General features: G+C 60.8%; 19 protein-coding genes and 1 tRNA gene. 15 read left to right on the top strand and 5 right to left on the bottom strand.

All coding sequences use genetic code 11. The features are described 5' to 3' along the window. Positions 1-186: 186 nt before the first annotated feature. Together BLW69_RS09185 and BLW69_RS09180 are read left to right on the top strand one after the other, a co-directional pair. Positions 187-2,916, top strand: a complete 2,730-nt coding sequence (locus BLW69_RS09185) for an ABC transporter transmembrane domain-containing protein (protein ID WP_092661544.1) — start codon at positions 187-189, stop codon at positions 2,914-2,916. 39 nt (positions 2,917-2,955) lie between these two features. After that, a complete protein-coding gene (locus BLW69_RS09180) occupies positions 2,956-3,408 on the top strand; it encodes a cyclic nucleotide-binding domain-containing protein (RefSeq protein ID WP_062454806.1) in 453 nt (150 codons plus the stop codon). Between the two features lie 198 nt (positions 3,409-3,606). Here BLW69_RS09180 and BLW69_RS09175 read toward each other — a convergent pair whose 3' ends face one another. Then, positions 3,607-4,089: a class I SAM-dependent methyltransferase gene (locus tag BLW69_RS09175; protein WP_092661542.1), complete on the bottom strand. Its 483-nt coding sequence runs from the start codon at positions 4,087-4,089 to the stop codon at positions 3,607-3,609. Between the two features lie 43 nt (positions 4,090-4,132). Next, positions 4,133-5,410 carry a nucleotide sugar dehydrogenase gene (locus tag BLW69_RS09170; protein WP_092662443.1) on the bottom strand — a complete coding sequence of 426 codons (1,278 nt, stop codon included), beginning with the start codon at positions 5,408-5,410 and terminating at the stop codon, positions 4,133-4,135. Between the two features lie 171 nt (positions 5,411-5,581). On the opposite strand from BLW69_RS09170, the gene BLW69_RS09165 reads away from it, so the two are divergent. Together BLW69_RS09165 and BLW69_RS09160 are read left to right on the top strand one after the other, a co-directional pair. After that, positions 5,582-6,694, top strand: coding sequence for a glycosyltransferase family 4 protein (locus BLW69_RS09165; RefSeq protein ID WP_092661540.1), 1,113 nt, complete (start codon positions 5,582-5,584; stop codon positions 6,692-6,694). Next, positions 6,691-7,422, top strand: a complete 732-nt coding sequence (locus BLW69_RS09160) for a polysaccharide deacetylase family protein (protein ID WP_092661538.1) — start codon at positions 6,691-6,693, stop codon at positions 7,420-7,422. Before BLW69_RS09165 ends, BLW69_RS09160 begins: the two co-directional genes overlap by 4 nt. 27 nt (positions 7,423-7,449) lie before the next feature. Here BLW69_RS09160 and BLW69_RS09155 read toward each other — a convergent pair whose 3' ends face one another. Beyond that, on the bottom strand, positions 7,450-8,433 hold the full coding sequence (locus BLW69_RS09155; RefSeq protein ID WP_162759495.1) for a glycosyltransferase family 32 protein: 984 nt from the start codon (positions 8,431-8,433) through the stop codon (positions 7,450-7,452). A 247-nt stretch (positions 8,434-8,680) separates the two neighbouring features. On the opposite strand from BLW69_RS09155, the gene BLW69_RS09145 reads away from it, so the two are divergent. The 7 genes from BLW69_RS09145 (at position 8,681) to BLW69_RS09115 (ending at position 18,425) form a co-directional block, all read left to right on the top strand. Next, positions 8,681-10,573 carry an ABC transporter ATP-binding protein gene (locus tag BLW69_RS09145; RefSeq protein ID WP_092661536.1) on the top strand — a complete coding sequence of 631 codons (1,893 nt, stop codon included), beginning with the start codon at positions 8,681-8,683 and terminating at the stop codon, positions 10,571-10,573. Continuing rightward, positions 10,570-12,489, top strand: a complete 1,920-nt coding sequence (locus BLW69_RS09140; protein ID WP_244508790.1) for an ABC transporter substrate-binding protein — start codon at positions 10,570-10,572, stop codon at positions 12,487-12,489. Before BLW69_RS09145 ends, BLW69_RS09140 begins: the two co-directional genes overlap by 4 nt. Next, positions 12,489-13,487 (top strand): ABC transporter permease, encoded by a 999-nt coding sequence (locus BLW69_RS09135; protein ID WP_062453560.1) that lies wholly within the window; start codon positions 12,489-12,491, stop codon positions 13,485-13,487. Before BLW69_RS09140 ends, BLW69_RS09135 begins: the two co-directional genes overlap by 1 nt. Continuing rightward, positions 13,484-14,662, top strand: a complete 1,179-nt coding sequence (locus tag BLW69_RS09130; protein WP_092661534.1) for an ABC transporter permease — start codon at positions 13,484-13,486, stop codon at positions 14,660-14,662. Before BLW69_RS09135 ends, BLW69_RS09130 begins: the two co-directional genes overlap by 4 nt. A 57-nt stretch (positions 14,663-14,719) precedes the next feature. After that, positions 14,720-15,925 (top strand): glycosyltransferase family protein, encoded by a 1,206-nt coding sequence (locus BLW69_RS09125; RefSeq protein ID WP_062453562.1) that lies wholly within the window; start codon positions 14,720-14,722, stop codon positions 15,923-15,925. A gap of 86 nt (positions 15,926-16,011) precedes the next feature. After that, positions 16,012-17,262: a glycosyltransferase gene (locus BLW69_RS09120; RefSeq protein ID WP_092661532.1), complete on the top strand. Its 1,251-nt coding sequence runs from the start codon at positions 16,012-16,014 to the stop codon at positions 17,260-17,262. After that, complete coding sequence (locus tag BLW69_RS09115; protein WP_092661530.1) at positions 17,259-18,425, top strand: glycosyltransferase family protein; 1,167 nt, start codon at positions 17,259-17,261, stop codon at positions 18,423-18,425. Before BLW69_RS09120 ends, BLW69_RS09115 begins: the two co-directional genes overlap by 4 nt. A 59-nt stretch (positions 18,426-18,484) precedes the next feature. On the opposite strand, the gene BLW69_RS09110 is transcribed toward BLW69_RS09115, so the two are convergent. Continuing rightward, positions 18,485-18,561: transfer RNA gene (locus BLW69_RS09110), tRNA-Pro, on the bottom strand. Positions 18,562-18,845: 284 nt separating this feature from the next. Between BLW69_RS09110 and BLW69_RS09105 the strand changes: the two genes are divergently transcribed. Further along, entirely contained in the window at positions 18,846-19,205 is a 360-nt protein-coding gene (locus BLW69_RS09105) for a hypothetical protein (protein WP_062453565.1), read from the top strand. Between the two features lie 36 nt (positions 19,206-19,241). Here BLW69_RS09105 and BLW69_RS09100 read toward each other — a convergent pair whose 3' ends face one another. After that, positions 19,242-20,570 carry a capsular polysaccharide export protein, LipB/KpsS family gene (locus tag BLW69_RS09100; RefSeq protein WP_092661528.1) on the bottom strand — a complete coding sequence of 443 codons (1,329 nt, stop codon included), beginning with the start codon at positions 20,568-20,570 and terminating at the stop codon, positions 19,242-19,244. A gap of 230 nt (positions 20,571-20,800) precedes the next feature. Here BLW69_RS09100 and BLW69_RS09095 point away from each other — a divergent pair, with 230 nt between their 5' ends. The 3 genes from BLW69_RS09095 to BLW69_RS09085 are packed head-to-tail and all read left to right on the top strand — an operon-like array spanning position 20,801 to position 23,579. Continuing rightward, on the top strand, positions 20,801-21,571 hold the full coding sequence (locus BLW69_RS09095; protein WP_092661526.1) for an ABC transporter permease: 771 nt from the start codon (positions 20,801-20,803) through the stop codon (positions 21,569-21,571). Continuing rightward, a complete protein-coding gene (locus tag BLW69_RS09090) occupies positions 21,568-22,227 on the top strand; it encodes an ABC transporter ATP-binding protein (RefSeq protein ID WP_092661524.1) in 660 nt (219 codons plus the stop codon). Before BLW69_RS09095 ends, BLW69_RS09090 begins: the two co-directional genes overlap by 4 nt. Positions 22,228-22,229: 2 nt before the next feature. Then, positions 22,230-23,579 carry a KpsE/RkpR family capsule polysaccharide export protein gene (locus tag BLW69_RS09085; protein WP_092661522.1) on the top strand — a complete coding sequence of 450 codons (1,350 nt, stop codon included), beginning with the start codon at positions 22,230-22,232 and terminating at the stop codon, positions 23,577-23,579. Positions 23,580-23,754: the final 175 nt, after the last annotated feature.

Here is a 23,754-nt window from a genome sequence, read left to right as displayed (position 1 = left end):
TGCAGAACCCGGCCCTTCGCTATCCCGGCAGGTTTGCCACACTTGGCGGCGAACCAATCGCCTAATCAAGCAGCATCGTGCACGAGACGTTTGCACAAGCGGCGGATCCACCTATATCATGCCTCCCTTCACCCTTCCGGGAGGCGCGCTGTGCAATCCAGCCTCGGGAACTGAGATCCGTTGCCGATGGAAAAACATCTACTTCGTTATATCTGGAATCATACGCGACCGCAGCAGTTATGGGTTCTCGCGATCGTTCTGATTTCGATGATTCCGTACTTCCTTGCGTTCGACCTTCCCAAGCAGATCATCAACGGGCCGATCCAGGGCGAAGGGTTCGAAATGGCGGCCGCAACCCGGCCCTTTCTCGCGTTCCAGTTCACCATTCCTTTGACGCAGTGGTCCTTCGGTTTCGAAGGCTTCGAGCTCAACCGGCTGGCGACGCTGATGGCGCTTTCGGGCGTGTTCCTGCTGCTCGTCATCGTCAACGGGTTGTTCAAGTTCTACATCAACACCTACAAGGGACGGCTGGGCGAACGGCTGCTGCGCCGTATCCGCTACGAGCTGGTGGACCGTCTTCTGCGCTTTCCGCCAAGCACGATGCGGCAGATCCGCGGTGCGGAAGTCTCCAGCATGGTCAAGGACGAGGTGGAGCCTTTCGGCGGCTTTACCGGTGACGCTTTCGTGCAGCCGGCCATGCTGGGTGGACAGGCGATCGCCGCCCTCACCTTCATTCTCTTGCAGAACCTGTGGCTCGGGCTGATCGCGGCCTTCATGGTGGCGATCCAGGTTGGCATTATTCCGAAGATGCGCCGCCGTCTGATCGATCTCGGCCGTCAGCGGCAAATCACCGCCCGGCATCTGGCGGGCAAGGTGGGCGAGATCGTCGAGGGCATGGACACGATCCACAGCTACGACACCAGCAATTACGAGCGTGCCGATATTTCCGACCGGCTGGGGCAGATCTTCCAGATCCGCTACGACCTCTATCGGTGGAAATTCATCGTCAAGTTCGTCAACAATTTCCTGTCGCAGCTGACGCCGTTTCTCTTCTATTCGATCGGCGGTTATTTTGCCTTGCGCGGCACGCTCGACGTCGGCCAGCTGGTGGCCGTCATCAACGCCTACAAGGACCTGCCGGGCCCGCTCAAGGAACTGATCGACTGGGACCAGGCGCGCCAGGACGTGCAGGTAAAATACGAACAGGTGCGCGAACAGTTCGAGCCGGGCGTGCTGATCGCGCCGACGCTGCATGCGCTCGCCCACGATGTGCCGGACCATACGCCGTCTCCGCTTGCCGCTCTGAACCTCACCATCGTCGATGGCAGCGGCGCTCATATCGCCGAAAACGTGACGCTCAAGATCGAGCCCGGCGAGCTGGTGGCGATGATCGACAATGCCGGCATCGGCGCCGAAGCGACGGCGGAAGCGTTCGGCCGCATCACCTGGCCGGCATCGGGCCGCGTGATGCTGGGCGAGGTCGACCTTCTGGAACTGCCGGAAGCGGTGACCGGGCGTCAGGTCTCCTATGCGTCGGCCGACAGCTACTTTTTCCACGGGACGCTCAAGGACAATCTTCTCTACGGTCTCAAGCACGCGCCGGCCGTGCAGGAGAATTCCGCAGACGAGCCCAAACACAAGAAGCTTCGGCGGCGCTGGAAGATGAGCGAAGCCGAACGCGCCGGAAACACGACGCACGATCCGTCCGTCGACTGGATCGACCGTCGATCCACCTCCGTATCGGAAGGCGGCGAAGACGATGTCAAGCAGTCGGTCTTGAGGGCTCTCGACGCGGTGCAGCTGACAGCCGACGTGATGGAACTGGCCTTGCATTCCTATCTCGACCCGGCCGAACACGAGGAACTGACCGGTCGTGTCGTCGAGATGCGGTTTGCCCTGCGCGAGGAACTCGCCAGTCAGGGGCTTGGCAATCTCGTCTCCTATTTCGATTTCAGCGCCTACAACACCGAAGCGACGGTGCGGGAAAACCTGCTGTTTGCGGCGACGCGCCAGTCGGCGGAACTGGATATGGAACTGGCCGAGGGAGAGTATGTCTTCGAAGTGTTGAAGACGGCCAATCTGTTCGACCTGTTCTACGACATGGGACTTTCGATCGCAGAAAACCTGTCGGAAATCTTCCAGGGCCTGCCGCCGGAACATCCGCTGTTCCAGCAGCTCGAGCATATCACCACCGACGATATCGCGTTCTACGAGCAGCTTTTGAAGCGCAAGCGCAGCCGCCGGGACTTCAAGCCCAGCGAGGACGACCGGCGCGCGGTGGTCAAGCTCAGCCTCTACTATATCGAGCCACGCTACCGCTTCGGCGTCCTGACCGCCGAGATCATGAACCAGATCGTTGCCACGCGCGACATCTTCTATGCCAACCTGCCGGCATCGCTGCGCAGCCGGATCGAGCGCTACGATCCGCACAAATACATGGGCTCGGCGACGCTTCGCGAAAACATCCTGTTCGGCAAGCTGTCGCAACGCAACGCCGACGCGCCGACCAAGATCCGCAACGTGGCAGGCAAGCTGCTGCGCGAAATGGGTCTCTATGAAAGCTTTATCGGCATCGGGCTGGACTACGACATGGGCGCCAGCGGCCGGCGACTGACACTGGTCCAGCGCCACAAGCTGAGCCTTGCCCGAGCGCTGGTGCGGCGCTCCAATTATTACATCTTCAACAAGCCCCTTCCGGGCCTCGATCGGAGGGCTCAGGAAGAAATTGTTAAGAATGTGCTTCACTTCCTCGCTCAGCAGGACAATAATCCTTCTGTGGCGTGGGTTTTGTCGAATACTGCCCTGTCACGATTGTTTCATCGTGTTATCGTATTCGACAAGGGATCCGTGGCCGAAGACGACTCTTTTGAGGCTCTGGATACAAAGAGTGGTATTTTTAAATCGTTGGTGGCATAATATCGCAGCCGCCAACAAGATGACCAAATGGTGGAAACCATGTTGCTCAACGATGAAGTGCAGTTGCTGAAGAAAGTTCCTTATTTTTGCCGGGTCGATCCGTGCAAACTTAAGCTGCTTGCCTTTACCTCCGACCGCGTTCTCTACGAACCGGGGCAGGATATTTTCTCACAGGGCGACAGCAGCGATGCTGCCTACGTAATCCTGTGCGGAAAGGTCGACATGATCAGCGGTTCGGCGAATTCCGAGACAAAGATCGGCGAGGCCGGGTGCAATTCCATTATCGGCGAGATGTGCCTTCTCTCCAATTGCTCGCAGGCCGTAACAGCACGGGCCGTGACTGAGGTCGATGTTCTGCGCATTACCAAGGATGCCTTCTTCAAGGTGATCTCCGACAATCCGCGCATGAGCATGGAAATCAGCCGGACGCTCGCCGAAACGATCCGTGGTGCCCGCATGGACGACATGCGCCGGGACCGTCAGCACGCCTGATTGCCCGTCATCGGCCGTTATCCACAGGTTATCCACAGCCTTTCCCCCGGCTCATCCGCTGGTCTTTGAGCGCGCAAACGATGCCATTTGCGCGCCTTGGACACTCGGTCAGCGATGCTGACGACAGGTTTTCTCTGACCTGATTTTGTGGCGGAACACGGGCGTGGCGCTGGTCCTCACGCCCGTTTCACGGCCTGTTTATCGCTTGCGATAATAGAAATAGCGGCCCTCCTCCACACTGGGCAGGCACGGCAGTTCTTCAAGATCGGGGTGGTCGAGCGGCAGGCCGCTGACGGCATAGGCGCCCGACGCGAGCATGCCAGCCGCCATTTGCGGCAACCACTGCAAGGTTCTCGCATCCGCATCCGGATAGCCGGTGCCGATGTCCGCATGCACGAGGGCAGCGTTCTTGCCGACATATTCCTGGCCGGTATCCTTGATCTCTCCCAGCACGACGTCGTTTTCGGACGGTGCTTCAGTGCGGTGGGCGCCGTTGGAGCGGTCGAAGGCGAGGATGCGGCGGTCGGCGAACAGCTCGCGCAGATGGCTATAGGTGCGGCCGTTGCCGATGCCGACCTCGTAGACATCACCCGAAGCCGGCAGGCCGAGATCGTTCTTGATGTGATTGAGGATGTCGCGCTGCGCGGTCATCCGGTTGATGAAGCTGTCCAGTCTGCTCATTGCTTTCCCTTTTCCGGCGATCAAGCGTTGAGATAGGGCACGGTTACGCCTTGACGATGGTTTGCGACGTGATGCCGCGATTGGCCATCGCATTGCGGGTATCGACGACCAGCGGCGCGTCATCGGCAATCGCCTGGTAGTCGAAGCTGTCATGATCGGTGGCGATGACGACGGCATCGAAATCGCCGAGTTGATCGAGCGCGACGGACTTGCGGCCCATCAGGTGACCGTATTCGCGGGTGCGCGGCACTTCGGAGACGTAAGGGTCGTGATAGGCCACGTCGGCACCGCGTTCCAGAAGCAGTTCCATCAGCCGCAGCGACGGGCTTTCGCGGATATCGGGCACGTTCTTCTTGTAGGCGAGACCGAGGATGAGAACCCGCGAACGGCTGAGCGCCTTGCCGAGCATGCGGTCGAGCGCTTCGGCCAGCCGGTCGACGACATAGCGCGGCATTGCCGTGTTGATCTCGCCGGCGAGTTCGATGAAGCGGGTCGGCTGGTCGTATTCGCGCGATTTCCAGGTGAGGTAGAACGGATCGATCGGAATGCAGTGACCGCCGAGGCCCGGGCCCGGATAGAAGGGCATGTAGCCGAACGGCTTGGTCTTGGCGGCGGCGATGACTTCCCAGACGTCGATGCCCATGCGCTCGTAGACGATCTTCAACTCGTTCACGAGCGCGATATTGACGGCGCGGAAGACGTTTTCCGTGAGCTTGACCGCTTCCGCGGTGCGGGTGCCGGAGACCGGAACGATGGTTTCGACGACGGCGCCGTAAAAGGCGGAGACCATGGCAGACGCCGCTTCGCCATCGCCGGCAACAACCTTCGGAATGGTCGAGGTCTGGAAATCGCGGTTGCCGGGGTCTTCCCGTTCCGGCGAATAGCCGAGGAAGAAATCCTCGCCCGCAACCAGCCCGGTCTTTTCGAGGATCGGCTTCATCACCTCTTCGGTCGTGCCGGGATAGGTGGTGGATTCGAGCACGACGAGCTGGCCCTTCCGCAGGGTGCCGGCGATCTGCTCGCAGGTTTTTGCGACGTAGGAGAGGTCCGGCTCGCGGTGACGGGTAAGCGGCGTCGGCACGCAGATGGCGATCACGTCGCATTCGGCAAGGCGTGCGAAATCGGTCGTCGCTGCAAAACGGCCGGCATCGCGCTCGGCGGAAAGCACGTCGTCGGGCACCGCCTCGATATAGCTCTTGCCCGCTTCGATCGCGGTCATCTTGGACGGATCAATGTCGAAACCGGTGACCTTGAAGCCGGCGCGGGCGACCGTCATGGCGAGCGGCAGGCCGACATAGCCGAGGCCGATGACGCCGATCATTGCGCGCTTGTCTTCGATGGCGGACAAAAGATCCGTCGCCTGTGGCGATTGCTGGTTCAAGGATGGCACTCCGGAGGCATTCGAACTGGGAAGCCATCAGGTGAGCCCAACGACTGGCTCTGTCAAGAGATCGGGCTTTTCACGCTGGCGTGACGGATGCTATCCCACAGCATGGACATCGCTTTCTACGCGCCGCTGAAATCGCCGAACCACCCCGTTCCCTCAGGCGACCGGCTGATGGCGCGCCAGTTGATCGAGATCCTTGGGGTCAAAGGACACAAGGTCGATCTGGTTTCGGAGTTCCGCGCGTTTCTGCCCGAGCAGACCTCGTCGACTGGGGAACGCGATGCGCAGGCGGCGCACGAGGTCGAGCGGATTTCGACTGAGTGGGAAAGACGACTGGCACTCGGCGAGAGGCTGCCGGACCTGTGGTTTACCTACCACCTTTATTACAAGGCTCCGGACCTGATCGGCCCTGCCCTTTGCCGTCGTTTCGACATTCCCTATGTGACGGCGGAGGCCTCCTATTCGCATCGGCGCAATTTGGGGCAGTGGGTGGAGGCGCAGGAGATGGTGGTCGATGCGGTCGCACTGGCGGCGACCAATATCTGTTTCACCGGTCGCGACGGCCGGGGGCTTGCAGAGGTGGTGCCGGATGTGCGGCTTTCGCGGCTGTTTCCGTTCATCGATCCCACGCCCTATCTCTCCCGCGCGCCATCGCCCGAACCGGGGCGGCTGGTGGCTGTCGGCATGATGCGGCCGGGCAACAAGTTTGCCTGTTATGCAGCGCTTGCCGAAGCGTTGAAGCAGATTGCCCATCGTGACGACTGGCACCTCATGGCGATCGGCGACGGGCCGATGCGGGCGGAGGTGGAGGCTCTCTTTGCAGGCGCGCTTGCCGGGCGGGTGGAGTGGATGGGCTTGCAAAGCGCCGAGGAGGTTGCAGCGCTGCTGTCGACCGCATCGGTGCTGACATGGCCGGGAGTTTCGGAGGCCTACGGGCTTTCCTATCTGGAGGCGCAGGCATCCGGCGTGCCGGTCGTGGCGGAAAACGGTGCCGGCGTGCCTGAAGTGGTGACGGACGGGATTGGCGGCATTCTGACGCCTGCGGGAGATGCGGCGGCCTATGCGGCGGCCATCGAGCGGTTGCTGGATGACGAGACGGAGCGGCTGCGGCTCGGCCAACGAGCGCGCGATTTCGTCGTGTCGCAACGATCGATCACCGCTGCGGCCGACAGGCTTGACGAGATCATCACCGCGATTGGCGCAAAGGAAAGAGCATGACCGAAAACGACCTGAAGCTGGCGCTCGACAAGCTTGCCGACGACGGACGGCGGATCGATTTCTGGCTGCGCGACGACGACGCTGTGGAGCCGACGGAACAGCTGGCAAAGCTTGCGACCATGACCGATGCGTTTTCTGTGCGGGCGACGCTTGCTGTTATCCCCGAGAAGACGGGCGCCGATCTCGCATTCTATCTCGACACCCAGCCGCATCTCGACGTCGCGGTGCATGGCTGGTCGCATCGCAGCTATGCGGGTGCGGGAGAAAAGAAGCAGGAACTGGGGAGCCATCGCCCCCTGCCCGATATGGTGTCCGAGCTGAAACGCGGGTTCGACAAGCTGGCGGCGCTGCACGCTTCGCGCTTCGTGCCGATGCTGGTGCCGCCGTGGAACCGGATCGCGCCCGAACTGATCGAGGCGCTGCCGGGGCTCGGTTTCAAGGCGCTTTCCACCTTCGGGCCGGAACAGGCGGCGCCGGTTGCGATGCTCAACAGCCATGTGGATATCATGGACTGGCACGGCACGCGCGGCGGACGCCCGGCTGCCGATCTCATCGCGGAAACGATCGCGCTGATCGAGGCACCGGACCGGGCGCCTGTGATCGGCGTGCTCGGCCATCATCTCGTACATGACGACAGTGCCTGGCATTTCCTCGACCTGCTGTTCGGCGTGACGGCGGATCACCCCGCTTGCCGCTGGCGCTCGGCCCGGGTCTTGCTGGGGCTCTAATCCGACGCGTTACTGATCGCTTCGAGCCTACCAGCTCTTCCAGGCGACCAGCAGGCCCTCTCCGGACGCAACCGCGTCCGCGCAGGCTTTCTCGACTTCTGCAATCGGTGCGCCGCGCTTTAGCGAGGCGGCGACGAGGCCGAAGGGGGCGAGGAACACATTGGTCTGCCGAAACAACATGGTCATGATCAGCGGACCTGTGGACCACCAGGCGGGCGCCTGCGGCAGCGCCGCCATCACGTCGGGAAACACCTCGAGCATCTTTGCAAAGGCGGGATGGCCGGGCGGTGTGGCGATGAAGGAATTGGCAAGAAGAAGGCTCCCCGCTCCGACATCGCGCGCCACGTCCTCGGCAATGGCGCCGAGGCCGATCAACGGCAGAAGATCGCCAAAACCGATATCCTCGCGGGTCGGATACCAGTCGCAGTCGAGATAGATGCCGCCATGCTCCAGCAGAATGGCATAGCGGGCGACATCGACGGCACCGGGGTAATCGCCGTCTGCGAGCATCGCGAGATAGGCCGGATGGCTTGCAATACCAAGCTGTTCGAGATCCGCCTCGCGCCACAGCCGGTATTCGAAGCCGGTCGCCTTTGCATGGCTTTCCCAGCGCGCGACGGCTGGTGGCAGCGGCAGCGAGCCGATCCAGATCTGGTGAATGATGCGCGGCACCGGCTCTCGCCCAAGCTCTGCCATCAGCCGTTTCTCATCTGCATCGAAGGTGATGAACGGCGCCATCACGGCGGGATCGGGGACGAGGCCGTGCTGCAGACCGACGCGGCCGATTGCGTCGCCCTCCGCCTTGGCAAGCTTCAGCCATGCGGAGTGAAGCTTGCGCGGCATTCCGAGAGCCGTGCGCTCGCCCAGAACATCCGTCGTCATCACCGTTTTGTCGGCGGAAAGTGCTGTTAGAGCGGCCTGCGCCTCCTCCAGTTTTCCGGCCTCGATCAGGGCGCGGGCATCGGTGATTTTGCGCTTATAGGTTTTCTGGTCAGACTTTTCGGCTGGCACGTGTAATTTCACCTCGCTGTCACGCAACGCTCCTAGGGGATATGCGTTTAACACTCGAATTTCTCGATCTCCGCCAAGAGGTCAGGCTTATTGGCGCAGATGTCAACCGACATGCAGGGGGGCGCATGATAGGGACGATCGGCAGCGGGGTTGCTGCAATGGACAGGTGCACGAGCGTGCGCTACCGTGTTTTGCAATCGATCAATCTTACCTCTCTGCTCCAATCTCCGGGAGCCGGACTTCATTGATGAACCCACCGAAGGAAGTTCTCCGCATCGAAGGATTGAACGTGTCGTTCCCGGTCTGGGGCGGCGCGATCCAGGCGGTCCGGAATCTCAGCATGCGGATACGCCCGGGCCAGGTCACGGCACTGGTGGGCGAAAGCGGTTCCGGCAAGTCGGCTCTCGGCCGCGCGATCATGGGGATCGAGACCGACGTCGCCAAGATTTCCGGGCGCGCGGTGTTCGACGATCCAGCGACCGGCCAGTCCGTCGATCTGATTGCGCTGCCCCGCGACGGGCGGCAGATCCGCGCGATCCGCGGCAGCCGCATCGGCATGATCTTTCAGGAACCGATGACCTCGTTCTCGCCGATCCACACGGTCGGCAACCAGATCGAGGAAAGCCTGAAAATCCATACGGCGATGTCGCCTGCGGAGCGGCGCGAGGCGAGTGAGGAGACGTTGTCTCTCGTCGGTTTCGACAATCCTGCCCGCGTGTTCGACATGTATCCGTTCGAGCTTTCCGGCGGCATGCGCCAGCGTGCGATGATCGCGATGGCTCTGGTCTGTCGCCCGGCGCTTCTGATCGCCGACGAGCCGACGACGGCGCTCGACGTGACGATCCAGGCGCAGATCCTCAAGCTGCTGCAGGAGCTGCAGGCCAAACTCGGCATGGCAATGCTTCTGATCACCCACGATCTCGGTGTCGTCGCCTCGATGGCCGATGAAGTGGTGGTGGTCTATCGCGGCGAGGTCATGGAGGCTGGCTCGGCCTCGGACATTTTCCGCAATCCGCAGCATCCCTATACGAAGGGGCTGATGGCAGCGGTGCCGGATTTCGACAGGCCACGCGAGGAGCGCCTGAAGCCGCTGCGCGAAATCAAGGTGGATACGGTTGGCCTGATGGGACGGCGCAAGAGCGAGAAGGTCCTCCCCGAGATACTGCTGTCGGTCAACCACGTCACCAAGAGCTTCGTCACCAAGAAGGGTGCAGGCTTCGGTTTCGGGGCAAAGCCCGAGCGGACGGTGGCAGTCAATGATGTGAGCTTCGAGATCCGCCGCGGCGAGACGCTCGGGCTCGTGGGCGAAAGCGGCTGCGGCAAGACCACGCTCAGCAAGATCCTGATGCGCGGGCTGTCGGTCGATCATGGCAGTGTCGTCTATAACGGCGAAAACGGTCCGGTCGACGTGCTCAACTGCGAAGGCGAAGTGCTGGACGATCTGCGCACCCGTCTGCAGATGGTGTTCCAGGATCCGGTCTCATCACTTTCGCCGCGCATGCCGGTCCGCAGCATCATTCGCGAACCGCTCGACATCCATGACCGCGGCCCGCTCGCCAAGCGGCAGGAAGCGGTGCGCCGGCTGATCCATGCGGTGGGCATGCCCGAAAGCGCGCTGATGCGCTATCCGCACTCGTTTTCCGGTGGCCAGCGCCAGCGCATTGGGATCGCGCGGGCGCTTGCTCTCGGGCCGGATCTGGTGATCTGCGACGAACCGGTTTCGGCGCTCGACGTGTCGATCCAGGCGCAGGTGCTGAACCTGATGAAGGACCTGAAGTCCGAACTCGGGCTGACCTATCTGTTCATCTCGCACAATCTGGCTGTCGTGAACTACATGGCAGACCGGGTGGCGGTGATGTATGCGGGGCGGATCGTGGAGATCGGCCCCTGCGAAACGATCATGCGGGCACCTGTTCATCCCTATACGAAGAAACTGCTGGCCGCCGTGCCTCTGCCGAGCCTCGACCACAAACTGGATTTCGAGACGATCGGCACGCCGACGGCATCGGCCATGAAGATCTGGGGCAAGCAGTTCCTCGACGAGAAGGATAGCGACCAGCTGACCCATGTGGATCTCGGCGGCGGGCATCTGGTTCTTGCCCGCACCAATGTCGATGCGCGGGAGCTTGTGGCAGGATGACGATTTCCAGACGGCATATGCTGGCCCTGTTGGGCTCGGTCGCGGGTGCAACCGCAATCCCGGCGCGGGTGTTTGGGGCCTTTAGCCAGTCCGACTATCTGGCGCAGATCCCGACCGAGACGCCGCTGCCGCCCATAGAGGAGCGTCTGCCGAAGACGCCGCGCGTCCTCAACCTTGCAGAGCGCGGGCTCAAACCCGGACGTTACGGCGGTTCGATGCGGATGCTGATCGGCGGTCAGCGCGACATCCGCTTCATGCCGATCAACTGCTACAGCCGGCTTGTCGGATACAATTCCGACCTGAAGCTGGAAGCCGATATTCTGGAAGCCTACGAGGTCGAGAACGACCGCGTCTTCACCTTCCATCTGCGTGAAGGCCATAAATGGTCGGACGGAAGCCCGTTCACGGCGGATGATTTCCGCTATGTCTGGGATGACGTTTTTCACGAAAAGAAGCTCGCCAAAGGCGGACCGCCGGCTGGGTTGATGATCAACGGCAAGCCGCCCCGGTTCGAGGTGATCGATGCGCGCACCGTGCGCTACAGCTGGGACGATCCCAATCCGGATTTCCTCGCCGACCAGGCCTCGCCCTCGCCGATCCGGCTGATGTTCCCCGCTGCCTACATGAAGCAGTTCCATATGCGCTACCAGACGAAGGAACTGCTGGCTCAGCATATCGCCAAGGAAAGGGTCGACGACTGGGCGGCGCTGCACCAGAAGATGTCGCGCGTGGTGCGGCCGGAAAACCCGAACCTGCCGACGCTGGATGCCTGGCGCAACCGCACCGCGCCGCCGGCCGAGCGCTTCGTGTTCGAGCGCAACCCCTATTACTACCGCGTCGACGAAAACGGCCTGCAGCTTCCCTATATCGACAAGGTGATGCTGGACGTCTCCTCCGCGGACCTGATCGCCGCAAAGACCGGCACCGGCGAGAGCGACCTGCAGGTGACCAACCTCGATTTTGCCGATTACACGTTCCTGAAGAATGCCGAGCAGCGCTACCCGTTGAAGGTGGATCTGTGGAAGCGGACGCAAGGATCGCGCATGGCGCTGTTTCCCAACCTCAACTGCAAGGATGAAGGCTGGCGCAACCTCTTCCGCGACGTGCGCTTCCGGCGTGCGATGTCTCTTGCGATCAATCGCGGCGAAATCAACAAGGCGGTGTTCTATGGTCTTGCGACCGAGAGCTCCAATTCGATCCTACCCGACAGCCCGCTGTTCAAGCCGGAATACCAGAAGGCTTGGGCGGCGTTCGATCCTGATCAGGCGAACCGGCTGCTCGACGAGATCGGTCTTGCCATGGATGATAGTGAGGGCATGCGCCGCCTGCCCGATGGCAGGCTGGCAAAGATCATCATCGAGATTACCGGCGAGAGCACGTTCGAGACCGATGCCTTGGAACTGATCGGCGACCAGTTGCTGCAGGTCGGCATCAAGATCTACCCGCATGTCGCCCAGCGTGAGCTTCTGCGCCGGCGGGTGAAGGGCGGCGATGCGATTATGTCGGTCGGCGGCGGCCTCGACAATGGCGTACCAACTGCCGACATGGCGCCGAAGGAACTGGCACCGACCAGCGACGACCAGCTGCAATGGTCGATCTGGGGACTGCATGCGCTTTCCGGCGGCAGCGATGGCAAGGCGCCTGATCTTCCCGAGGCAAAGGCGCTGCTGGACCTTTACAGTGAATGGCGTAAGGCAGAGGGCTTCGATCAGCGAACGGATGTCTGGCACAAGATGCTGGCGCTGTTTACCGACCAGGTCTTTACGATCGGCATCGTCAACGCCACGCTGCAGCCCGTCGTGCAATCGTCCAAGCTGCAAAACGTGCCGTCGAAGGCGCTCTACGGTTTCGACCCAACATCCTATCTCGGCGTCTATCTGCCGGATGCATTCTGGTATGACGAGGAAACTGCCTGATGTTCCGCTACATTATCTGGCGCATCCTCGTGATGATCCCGACGCTGGTCCTGATCTCGATGCTGATCTTCACGATCATCGAGCTGCCGCCGGGTGACTATTTCGAAAGCTATGTCGAACAGCTGAAGGCGATGGGCGAAAAGGCCGATCTTCAGGAAATCGAAGACCTGCGTGCCCGTTACGGTTTCGATCAGCCCGAGCCGATCCGCTACCTCAACTGGGTCGCCGGCATGATGACCGGTGATTTCGGCTATTCGTTCGAATACCGTATGCCTGTCACGGACGTGGTCGGTGACCGGGTGTGGCTGACGATCCTGGTGTCTACCCTGACCATCATCATCACCTGGGTTCTTGCCTTCCCGATCGGTGTCTATTCGGCCACGCACCAGTATAGCTGGGGTGATTACGGGCTGACGCTTCTTGGCCTGATCGGTCTTGCGGTTCCGAATTTCGTGCTGGCCCTCGTTCTCATGTATCTCGCCAACATCTATTTCGGCACGTCGATCGGCCATCTGATGGACGCGCAGTACATGTCGGAATCGATGAGCTGGGCGAAGTTCAAGTCGATCCTCGAGCATATCTGGATCCCGGTGCTGATCATCGGCACTGCCGGGACGGCCGGCATGGTGCGGCGGCTGCGGGCCAATCTTCTGGATGAACTGCACAAGCAGTATGTGATGACGGCGCGTGCCAAGGGGCTGCATCCGTTCAAGGTTCTGACCAAGTATCCGCTGCGGATGTCGCTTAACTTCTTCATCTCCGATATCGGCTCGATCCTGCCCTCGATCATTTCAGGGGCTGAAATCACCGCGGTGGTGCTTTCGCTCGAGACGACCGGGCCGATGCTGATCCGGGCCCTGCAGAGCCAGGACATGTATCTTGCCGGCTCGTTCCTGATGTTCCTCAGCTTCCTTACTGTTATCGGCGTGCTGATTTCAGACATTGCGCTTGCGATGTTCGACCCGCGCATCAGGCTTCGCGGCGGGAGAACCAAATGACGGTGATCGACAGCAGCGACGCGGGCAAGCTGCCGCATTACGTCCGCGAGGGGGCGTTCGACCCTTACGAGATCGAGCGCGATGCCGATGGCGGCGCGCTGAAGGTTCACGAGGCATCGCAGCTGCAGCTGATGTGGTGGCGCTTCAAGCGGCATCGGCTGGCGCTGATCTCCGGCATCCTTCTCCTCATCGCCTATCTGATGATCGTGGTCGTCGAGTTCCTGGCGCCCTACAAGGTGCATACCCGCAATATCGATTTCATCTACGCGCCGCCGCAATCGGTGCATCTGTTCCACGAGGGCAACTTCGTCGGTCCGTTCGTCTATGGCCAGAAGATGGACCTTGATATGACGACGCTGCGGCGGAACTATTCCGACGATACGGCCGATGTGCAGAAGCTGCGTTTCTTCTGCCAGGGCGATCCCTACCGGTTCTGGGGCGTGGTGGAGATGAGCACGCATCTGGTTTGCCCGGCTGAAGGCGGCCAGTTCCACCTGCTCGGCACCGACCGTCTCGGCCGCGACATGCTGTCGCGTATTCTCTACGGCGCACGGATTTCGCTGACGATCGGCCTGCTTGGCGTCGCCACAAGCTTCATCCTCGGTATCGTTATCGGCGGCATCGCCGGCTATTGGGGCGGCTGGTTCGACACTGTGACCCAGCGCATCATCGAGGTGCTGCAGTCGATCCCCAGCATTCCGCTGTGGCTGGCGCTTGCCGCCGTCATGCCGGCCGACTGGAGCCCGCTCGTCATCTATCTCGGCATCACCTTCATCCTCGGTCTGCTCGACTGGACAGGGCTTGCGCGCGCGGTGCGCTCGAAACTGCTGTCGTTGCGCGAAGAGGACTACGTGCTTGCCGCACAGCTGATGGGCGCTGGAAGTACCCGCATCATCGGGCGGCACCTGATCCCCGGTTTCATGTCTCACCTGATTGCCAGCGCGACGCTGACAATCCCGGGCATGATCCTTGGCGAGACGACGCTGAGCTTCCTCGGCCTCGGGCTTCGCCCGCCGATCACAAGCTGGGGCGTTCTTCTCACAGAAGCGCGAAGCGTCAGCGCTATCGCACTTTATCCTTGGCTGCTGCTGCCGGTCGTGCCAGTGATATTCGTCATACTTGCCTTCAATTTCCTCGGTGATGGTCTTAGAGATGCGGCAGATCCATATAAATAGTGACTGCTGCTTCAAGCCGCTTTGTCAGCCACTTCGTTGCCGGTAGGAGTTTCGGGCATGCCGCGACATTTGAATAATGCCCGCATTCTCATGTACAGCCATGACACGTTCGGGCTCGGTCACCTGCGGCGGTGCCGCACCATCGCTCATTCGCTGGTGGAGAATTACCGCGGCGTGCAGGTGCTGATCATTTCCGGCGCGACGATTGCCGGTGCCTTCGATTATCGCGCCCGGGTGGATTTCGTGAAGATCCCCAGCGTGATCAAGCTGCACAATGGCGATTACACGTCGATGGACCAGCATATCGATCTGGCCGAGACGCTGAAGATGCGCCATTCCAGCATTCGCCATACCGCCGAAAGCTTCGAGCCCGACATCTTCATCGTCGACAAGGAGCCGCTTGGCCTTCGCGGTGAAGTGGAGGACACGCTGGTCTATCTGAAGACCAAGGGCACACGTCTGGTGCTCGGCCTTCGCGACGTGATGGACGCGCCGCATCTGCTCAAGGCCGAATGGGAGCGTCACGATACGCTGCGCAAGATCGGCCAGCTCTATGACGACGTGTGGGTCTACGGCCCGCCGGAATTCCACGATCCGCTCGAAGGGCTGGATGCGCCGGCATCCGTGCGCAAGAAGATGCATTTCGTCGGCTTCCTGCAGCGTAAGGTAACGTCCGGTGCCGTGCCGGAAACCGATGCGGACGAAGATTACCTGCTGGTGACGACCGGTGGTGGCGGCGATGGCGCAGACCTGGTGCGCGACGTGATTGCAGCCTATCAGGCCGATCCGGCGCTGACCTACAAGACGGTGATCGTGCTTGGGCCCTACATGCCGGCCGAGCAGCGCGCCGTCTTTACCGAAGCCTGCAAGGACGATCCGCGCCTTGAGGTGATCGAGTTCGACAACCGCATGGAAGACCGGATCGCTGGCGCCAAGGCGGTAATCGCCATGGGCGGCTACAACACCTATTGCGAGATCCTGTCATTCGACAAGCCGGCGCTGATCGTGCCGCGCACGCAGCCGCGCGAGGAACAGCTGATCCGTGCGACACGCGGCGCGGAGCTCGGTCTCGTCGACATGCTGTCTGCCGACGACAGTGCCGATGCCACGAAATTTGCAGCCGCGATCAAGGCGCTGTGGCAGCGCGACCCGCCCTCGGTGACGGCACCCGGCTTGCAGATGGAAGGCCTGCCCCATATCGGCGAGATCGTCGAAGGGTGGATGAAGAACAAGGGACGCCACCTTGCGATTGCGCAAGGCTAACACGCCCTCTCCTGACCGGACGCAGTGCCGCCGCCAAACGGCCCGGGTGCAAACCCGCTGCGCATTTCTGCTGGAACTGCTTTGACATGACCAACAAGACCATCGTCGTGCTGCTGAAAGGTTATCCGCGGCTCTCGGAAACGTTTATCGCCCAGGAACTGCTGGGGCTGGAACGGGCAGGCTTTGCCCTGAAACTGGTGGCCATGCGTCGGCCGACCGACAAGAAGCGGCATCCCGTGCATGGCGAGATCAAGGCGCCGGTCAGCTATCTGCCGGAATACCTGCATGAGGAGCCGGTGCGGGTGGCGAAGGCGCTGATGAAGGTCGCGACGCTGCCAGGCTTCGGCTCTGCACTCAAGGCGTTCCTGCGCGACCTGCCGCGGGATTTTTCCCGCAACCGTTTCCGGCGTTTCGGGCAGGCTGCGGTTCTGGTGGCCGAATGGCCTGATGATGCCGGCTGGCTGCATGTGCATTTCATCCACACGCCGGCAGCTGTTGCCCGCTATGCAAGCCGCATGAGCGGCATTCCCTTTACCGTTTCGGCGCATGCCAAGGATATCTGGACTTCCGAGGCGTGGGATCTCTCCGACAAGCTTGATGAGGCCGATTGGACCGTGACCTGCACCAAGGCGGGCCATGAGCGGCTGCAGAGCCTTTCCGCCCGCCACAACGTCCATCTAAGCTATCACGGGCTGGATCTCGAACGGTTCCCGCATTTTGCAGGTACCCGCCCTGCCCGCGACGGCGGTGATCCTGACGATCCGGTCCGGATCGTCAGCGTCGGCCGGGCGGTGAAGAAGAAGGGCTATGACACGCTTCTCCGCGCACTGGCGCTGCTGCCGAAGGAGCTTGCCTGGCGCTTTACCCATATCGGCGGCGGCGACGAGCTTTCCCGGCTGAAGGCACTTTCCGAAGACTTAGGGATCGCATCCCGCATCACCTGGAAGGGTGCGCTGGACCAGCGCGAGGTGCTGGAGCATTACCGCGACAGCGATCTTTTCTCGCTCGCCTGCCGGATTACCGCCGACGGTGACCGCGACGGGCTGCCCAACGTGATGGTGGAGGCCGCCAGCCAGAACCTGGCCGTGGTGGCGACCAATATTTCAGGCATTACCGAACTTTTCGTCGATGGGGAAAACGGACTGCTGGTTGCGCCGGAAGATCCGGTGGCACTGGCGGCAGCGCTCGAAAAAGCGATCCGCGAACCTGACCTTCGCCAGCGCCTGGGTCAGGCCGCCGAGGCGAAGGTGCGCCACGACTTCGACCACCATACCAGCATTGCCGACCTCAAGCGGCTGTTCACCAAGAGCTTTGCAAGCCTGGAGACCCACCGATGAACAACGGTACCTCGATCGGCAAGGGCCGGCGCGTCCTGTTCTATGTGCAGCACCTGCTGGGTATCGGCCATATCGTTCGGGCAAGCCGCGTTGCCACGGCACTGCAGAGCGCCGGGTTCGACGTGACGCTGGTGACGGGTGGCACGCCGGTGAAAGGCTTTCCGCCTGCAGGCATGGCGCATGTGCAGCTGCCGCCGGTGGTCGCCTCCAATAGCGGATTTTCATCGCTTAGCGATGCCACGACCGGCGAGCCAGTGGACGAGGCTTTCCAGGCCCATCGCACCGGCCTGCTGCTCGATCTCTTTCACGACCTGAAGCCTGATGTGGTTATCACCGAGGCCTTTCCCTTCGGTCGCCGGCAGATGCGGTTCGAACTTCTGCCGCTGCTGGACGCGATCAGGTCTGCCGAGCCAAATCCGCTGCTTCTTGCCTCCGTGCGCGACATTCTGCAGGAGAACCGCAAATCCGGCCGCGACGACGAGACGATTGCCCTGATGCGCGATCATTTCGACGGCGTGCTGGTGCATGGCGATGCGGGCTTCGTGAAGCTTGAGGAGACTTTTCGCAGGGCGTCGGAATTTGCGGGCAAGATCCATTATACCGGCCTCGTCGCACCCAATACGCCCACCCCCTCGCCCGACCGGTTCGACGTGCTGGTCTCCGCCGGCGGCGGCGCCGTCGGTGCGGGGCTGATCGGCGCGGCCCTGGAAGCCGAGCGCATTCTCAACGACGGCCGCAGCTGGTGCGTCATCACCGGGCCCAATCTTCCCGCGGAGGATTTCGACCGGATCTCGGCAGAGGCCGGCTCCCGCGTGACGGTCATCCGTTTCCGCCCCGACTTCCCGTCGCTTCTGGCAAATGCCCAAATCTCCGTCTCGCAGGCCGGCTACAACACCGTCTGCGACCTGTTCCGCACCACCTGCCGGCCAGTCCTCATCCCGTTCGCGACCGGCGGCGAGACTGAGCAGACTGTGCGCGCCGAAAAGCTCAAAGCGCTCGGACTTGCGCAAGTGGTGGACGAGGCATCGCTGACCGGCCAACCACTGGCAGAGGCCATCCAAAAGGCGAGCGAGGTCACGGGCTTTCGGGAACTGCCGTTTTCTCTGGATGGTGCGGAGAGGTCGGCGGAGATTGTGGCGGGGATGCTGGATGGGCGTGGATGAAACGCGCTCTTGTGAAGTGAGATTTTTCGGGAAGGAGCCTTGCGGGACAAGGGTCAAACTGGTCGGAGTGAGAGGATTTGAACCTCCGACCCCGTCGTCCCGAACGACGTGCGCTACCAGGCTGCGCTACACTCCGTGACCAGTGGCGCCTCTATAAACCGGCATTTTCCGTTGCACAAGCGTGTGCTTTGAAAAAATATGAGGTCTCGTGCAGGCCTGATCACCGCTTCAAACACCTCGAGAACAAGGCGTTGCAAAAAAGCGGCTCGGATGAAAATTGAGAGCTGTTTGGAAAGATGATGTCGCGACAGGCAGCGGAAATCTGTTAGTGCGAGATCAAAGCTTTGCCCATCTCAAAAGCCCTGCCTGGCAGGCATTGTCTGGGGCGATCACCACATGCAAGAGGATTTGTTGAAGATTATGAGCCGCCGCCTGTTCCCCTTGACCGCCGTTCTCGCGGTAGCGCTTTCTGCATGCACCACTGTCAGCGTTGCCAGCAGCCCGATCAACACCTACTGGACCGGCCGTTCGGCTGGCGAGTTCTTCGCCAAGTTCAGCCCACCCTTGAGCGATGTCGATAGCGGCAGCTCGACGATCTACAACTGGCGCGGCGGCTATACCCGCATCAAGCTTGCAAACGGCAAATCGGTGAGCGTCAGCTGCTCGGCCAAGGTCACCGTTTCCGAAAGCTACACGATCCGTGACATCACCATCACCGCAGATCGTCCCGGCTCCACTGGCCCAAGCTATTGCGAAGAACTGCTGCTGCCGAAGAAGTAAATGGAACGGGCATCGCCGTCACTCGGCGATGCCCGCTCAACGGCTCTCCCCATCGAGGGGATAGAGGATCCGTCCGAGGCGTCTCAGCCACGGATTGGATAGCTCGCGGAAGAACAGGATCGGGTTCCGGCGGAAATCGCGCGCATCCTGCTCTGACCCCGCCAGTTTGATCAGCCAAGCAATCGGCACGGTCAGCAGATGCCGCCAGCCGAACAGGCCATAGGCGCCCCGCATCTCGAAGCCCGGCCGCGCCGGCATCGGTACTTCCCTGATTTGAGTTTCCGGCATGCCCTTTTCGCGCCACTGGAGCGCCAGCGCCAGACAGGTTTCGAAATCGATCTGGGTTCCATCGACCGGATTGAAATAGCGCGGATAGAGAAGATAGGCCGCGGCGAACAGCTGTTCGATAGTAAGCCTGCGGCCCCGCCGCGGGTTCGGCTGCCGATCGTCGGTCAGGCCCCACCCGGCATAGAACGGACATCCGGCCAGCGTCACGGGAAGGCCCCGCAGCAGCGCTTCGAAACCTGCGAGCGACGTGATGGCGTAGACATGATCGGCGCGCGCGAGAAGCTCCGGGAGCGACACCGGCGCGGAGACAATTGTTGCGAGATGGGCGACGTCGGACGGATCGGACCGCTGCGCCCGGACACCGTTCAGAACATCGGGATGCGGCTTGTAAAGGATTTCGGCATCCGGGTTTTCCGTGGCTGCCAACCGCACGAGGTCGTTGTTGGTAAACGGACGATCGCAACCGAAGCGGATCGACGCGTCGTCCTCCACCTGGCCGATAACAAGGATGCGACGTTGCGCCTGCACCACAGAATCGGCCGGTACAGCCTTTACCGCCAGGACATCTGCTCCTGCGCCTTGTCGGGAAGCGGAATTGTATTTGCTGAGGCCGGACCGGAGCAGAAGATCGATGCCGGCCCTTGCCCGCTCCATCAGATCAGGGTCGGCATCGAAATCATACCTGTTCAGGATATCTTCGAGATCGGAGGGCTGGCGGCTGTCGAAATAGGGCGTGCGGCTATCAAGTGTGAGCGAGAACGGCAGGCTCTTGCTGGCATTGCCGACCAGCGAGCGGATAAACCCGTCTTCGAGAAATACGAGCGGGATATGGTTGGAATGCGCGAATTCCAGGATGGCATCCGAGACATTCCGGCTCCAGACCAGCAGGGTCGCGCCGGGTGTTGCGAGGATTAAGTCCTGCCAGTCTCGAACAAACGTGAGATCGCTCAGGTAAAGCGGCAGATACTGAAAGCTCGAATGCGGAAAATAGGCCTCCAGCATCCCCCGCTTCCAGCGGCGGATATGCACCGCAAACACGTGTCGTCCGTCAAGACCCGGCACTCCAGCGGCAATCATCCTCGATTGGGTTCCTTCGTTGGGTGTGTTGGTTTTGGTGCGATGGGTAAGGTCTACGGGAATGGTTGGTGGAGGTCATTAGGTCAACAGGGATCGCTGGCACGCCTTTCAATCGGCATGATTCGAACCACTGGCGTATTCCCTTCAAATGACATATTTTAGGTGCAAGAACATGCCCTGCGGCGGCGTGGCAAGTCCAGTTTCAACCCGCGAGCAAATCACGAGGTCGTTTGTACTACTTTACGTCCCACTTGCGCGTCGTGACAGCTCTCGTCATCCGAGAGATGTCGACCCGGTTCGGAAAGAACCCGGGCGGATACCTGTGGGCGCTGCTTGAGCCTATCGCCTATATCGCGTTCATGTCGCTGATCTTCATGGCGATCGCGCACAAGCCTGCACTGGGAACCAGTTTTCCGCTTTTCTTTGCCAGCGGCTTTGTCTGTTTCCAGTTTTATTCGGCAATGGCTGGCTATCTGAACAGCGCCGTCAATGCCAACCGGCCGTTGCTGAGCTATCCAAATGTTGCTCCGATCGACACGATCGCGGCCCGCTTCTCGTTGCAGTTCTGCACGACCTGCGTCGTTGCGATTTGCATCATTGCACCGCTGATCATGCAGCTGAAAACGACGCCGACGATCCGGTTGTCACCGATCCTGACAGCGATTAGCCTCGGCAGCCTCATCGCGCTCGGGCTCGCGCTCGCCAACAATGTGCTGTTCCAGCGATTTCCACTGTACGACAAGATTTTCGGCATCGTCAGCCGGCCGCTGTTCCTGATCTCAGGGATTTTTTACCTACCGGATTCACTGCCACCCGTGGCGCGTGATGCCATTCTGATCAACCCGATTGCACATCTTGTCATGCTGTTTCGGACCGGACTCTATCCAGAATATCGGGCGATAGGCTTCGATCTGGACTATCTCCTCCGCGTCACGACCGTCTTGCTGTTCGCAGGCATGGCGATATTCACCATTTCGAGAGGCGTGTTGAGAGCACGATGATAAAGCTGGACAAGGCCACGAAACGTGTCCGGATGAAGGGCGTTTCGAAGACGATCATAGACAATGCGAGCATCGTGATCCCGCGTGGCAAGAGCGTGGGACTGCTCGGCCGCAACGGCGCCGGAAAATCGACCCTGCTGCAGATCATCGCCGGGACGCTGGATCTCGACTCTGGCAAGGTCACCCGGCAGGGGAAAATTTCGTGGCCGCTTGGGTTCGCGGGCAGCTTCCAGGGCAATCTCTCCGGCGAACAGAATGTCCGCTTCGTTGCGAGGATCTACGGGGTCGATACGGAAGAACTGGTGGCCTATGTCGCAGAATTCGCCGAGCTCGGCTCCTTTTTCCAGGCGCCGGTGCGCACGTATTCATCGGGCATGAAAGCCCGCCTCGCGTTCGGCGTCAGCATGGGCGTCAAATTCGATTATTATCTCGTCGACGAGATAACTGCGGTTGGAGATACGAATTTTAAACGGAAATCGAAGGAAACATTCAAGGAGCGTTTAAGCGCTTCGGATGTTATCATGGTTTCCCATAGTGCTGGCACGCTTCGTGATTACTGCGAGACTGGAATCGTGCTGGAAGACGGCAAGCTGACGTATTATGATAAACTTGAAGACGCCATCACGGTGCACGAAAACAATATGAAGAGGCATTGACGTTGGACAACGCGCAACAGAAGATCGCCGGTGCATCCGACAACAGGATCGAACCCGAGCTGCGCCAGCCGCGACCGGTGCCAAAGAACCTTGTTCTCCTTCAGGGACTGCTGGAACGCCCGTTCAAAGCTCCTGCTACCCCTGTCCCGCCACCGGAGCCGGAAGTCGTTGCACCCGAGCCGAGTTCAGATGTGGTCTCGACGAGTGCCGCTGTCGGCAAGACGCGCCTGCTGAAAACAAGACATTTCGTGATCGGCGCCAGCTTTGTTCTAGCGGTAGCTGTCCCTACGGCCTTGAGCTCGCTCTACATGGCGTTCGTCGCGGCAGACCAATATCACAGTTCATCGTCATTTTCTGTGCGCAGCATCGAGTCGGCCCAAGCTTCCGACCTGATGGGCATATTCGGACAGGCATCGAGCGGCAGCACGATCTCGGACTCCTACGTTCTGCTCGACTTCATCCTGAGCGAGCGCATGGTGCAGGCCATCGACGAGGCGTTCGGAATAGACAAGATCTTTGCGCCACGGGGATCTGACTTTTTCTACGGCATTTCGAAGGATGCGCCGATCGAGGACAAGCTCGACTACTGGCGCAATATGATCAGCGTCAATCTCGATCATACATCCGGTATCATGAACCTTCAGGTTAAGGCGTTCTCGGCCGAGGATTCGCAGCAGATTGCCAATTTCGTGATCACCCAGAGCGAGAAGCTCGTGAACGAGCTTTCCCTTTACGGCCGTACCGAAGTCCTGAAAGTGGCGCAGGAGGAAGTTAGCACGGCGGAAAACAGGCTTGCCGGCGCCAGAGAAGCCCTGCGCGACTACCGTGATTCGTCCCAGGAAGCTGATCCGGTCGAAGGTGCAAAGCTTGCTGCGCAGTTGATCGGCTCGCTTGAACAGCAACTCGTCCAGTTGCGCACGGACCTGTCCACAGCATTGACACAGTTGAGCGAAAACACGCCGCGCGTCCGAGTGCTGCGGTCGCAGATCACCAGCCTCGAATCCCAGCTTAACCGGGAACGGCAGCGTTTCGGTAGCGGTACCGCGGCCGGAAAGCAGGGCCGCAGTGCTACGGGCTCGGATGTTGCCGGTCGTATCCAGAAGTATGAGACACTGCAGACCAGTAGCGAATTTGCTGAACGTGCCTACACGTCATCGCTCGCCAGCCTCGAGAAGGCGCGGCTCGATGCAAACGCGAAGCAGCGCTACTTGGCCGTCTTCATTCGTCCAAGCCTCTCGGAAATGGCGCAGTATCCGTCCCGCGTACTGAACTCATTCCTGGTTCTGATCGGCAGCTTGCTTCTGTGGGGCGTGGTGGTGATGGGGTATTACAACATCCGCGACAGGAACTAGGCCTCGCCTATCTCCTAAATACGGCTGAAGCCGCGACGCCAATCATCGATGCCGTCTTCCCTTGGAAGGCGGCATTTTTCGTCATGGCACCGCGGAGAGCTCTCAATCGTAACCATCTGCCGACCGGCTTCTCTGCAGGCCGCAGATCGCACGGTCTGCGATCAGGCAGCGCACA

The sequence above is a fragment of the Rhizobium sp. NFR12 genome, assembly GCF_900108545.1.
Classification (GTDB): domain Bacteria; phylum Pseudomonadota; class Alphaproteobacteria; order Rhizobiales; family Rhizobiaceae; genus Neorhizobium; species Neorhizobium soli.
Note: the sequence above shows the minus strand (reverse complement) of the source record. Positions and strands in the feature narration are given on the sequence as shown.

What these genes read in the sequence shown, in the direction of transcription:
- BLW69_RS09185 (WP_092661544.1), top strand. Translation starts at nt 187, where the DNA reads ATGGAAAAACATCTACTTCGTTATATCTGGAATCATACGCGACCGCAG.
- BLW69_RS09180 (WP_062454806.1), top strand. Translation starts at nt 2,956, where the DNA reads ATGTTGCTCAACGATGAAGTGCAGTTGCTGAAGAAAGTTCCTTATTTT.
- BLW69_RS09175 (WP_092661542.1), bottom strand. Translation starts at nt 4,089, where the DNA reads ATGAGCAGACTGGACAGCTTCATCAACCGGATGACCGCGCAGCGCGAC.
- BLW69_RS09170 (WP_092662443.1), bottom strand. Translation starts at nt 5,410, where the DNA reads ATGATCGGCGTCATCGGCCTCGGCTATGTCGGCCTGCCGCTCGCCATG.
- BLW69_RS09165 (WP_092661540.1), top strand. Translation starts at nt 5,582, where the DNA reads ATGGACATCGCTTTCTACGCGCCGCTGAAATCGCCGAACCACCCCGTT.
- BLW69_RS09160 (WP_092661538.1), top strand. Translation starts at nt 6,691, where the DNA reads ATGACCGAAAACGACCTGAAGCTGGCGCTCGACAAGCTTGCCGACGAC.
- BLW69_RS09145 (WP_092661536.1), top strand. Translation starts at nt 8,681, where the DNA reads ATGAACCCACCGAAGGAAGTTCTCCGCATCGAAGGATTGAACGTGTCG.
- BLW69_RS09140 (WP_244508790.1), top strand. Translation starts at nt 10,570, where the DNA reads ATGACGATTTCCAGACGGCATATGCTGGCCCTGTTGGGCTCGGTCGCG.
- BLW69_RS09135 (WP_062453560.1), top strand. Translation starts at nt 12,489, where the DNA reads ATGTTCCGCTACATTATCTGGCGCATCCTCGTGATGATCCCGACGCTG.
- BLW69_RS09130 (WP_092661534.1), top strand. Translation starts at nt 13,484, where the DNA reads ATGACGGTGATCGACAGCAGCGACGCGGGCAAGCTGCCGCATTACGTC.
- BLW69_RS09125 (WP_062453562.1), top strand. Translation starts at nt 14,720, where the DNA reads ATGCCGCGACATTTGAATAATGCCCGCATTCTCATGTACAGCCATGAC.
- BLW69_RS09120 (WP_092661532.1), top strand. Translation starts at nt 16,012, where the DNA reads ATGACCAACAAGACCATCGTCGTGCTGCTGAAAGGTTATCCGCGGCTC.
- BLW69_RS09115 (WP_092661530.1), top strand. Translation starts at nt 17,259, where the DNA reads ATGAACAACGGTACCTCGATCGGCAAGGGCCGGCGCGTCCTGTTCTAT.
- BLW69_RS09105 (WP_062453565.1), top strand. Translation starts at nt 18,846, where the DNA reads ATGAGCCGCCGCCTGTTCCCCTTGACCGCCGTTCTCGCGGTAGCGCTT.
- BLW69_RS09100 (WP_092661528.1), bottom strand. Translation starts at nt 20,570, where the DNA reads ATGATTGCCGCTGGAGTGCCGGGTCTTGACGGACGACACGTGTTTGCG.
- BLW69_RS09090 (WP_092661524.1), top strand. Translation starts at nt 21,568, where the DNA reads ATGATAAAGCTGGACAAGGCCACGAAACGTGTCCGGATGAAGGGCGTT.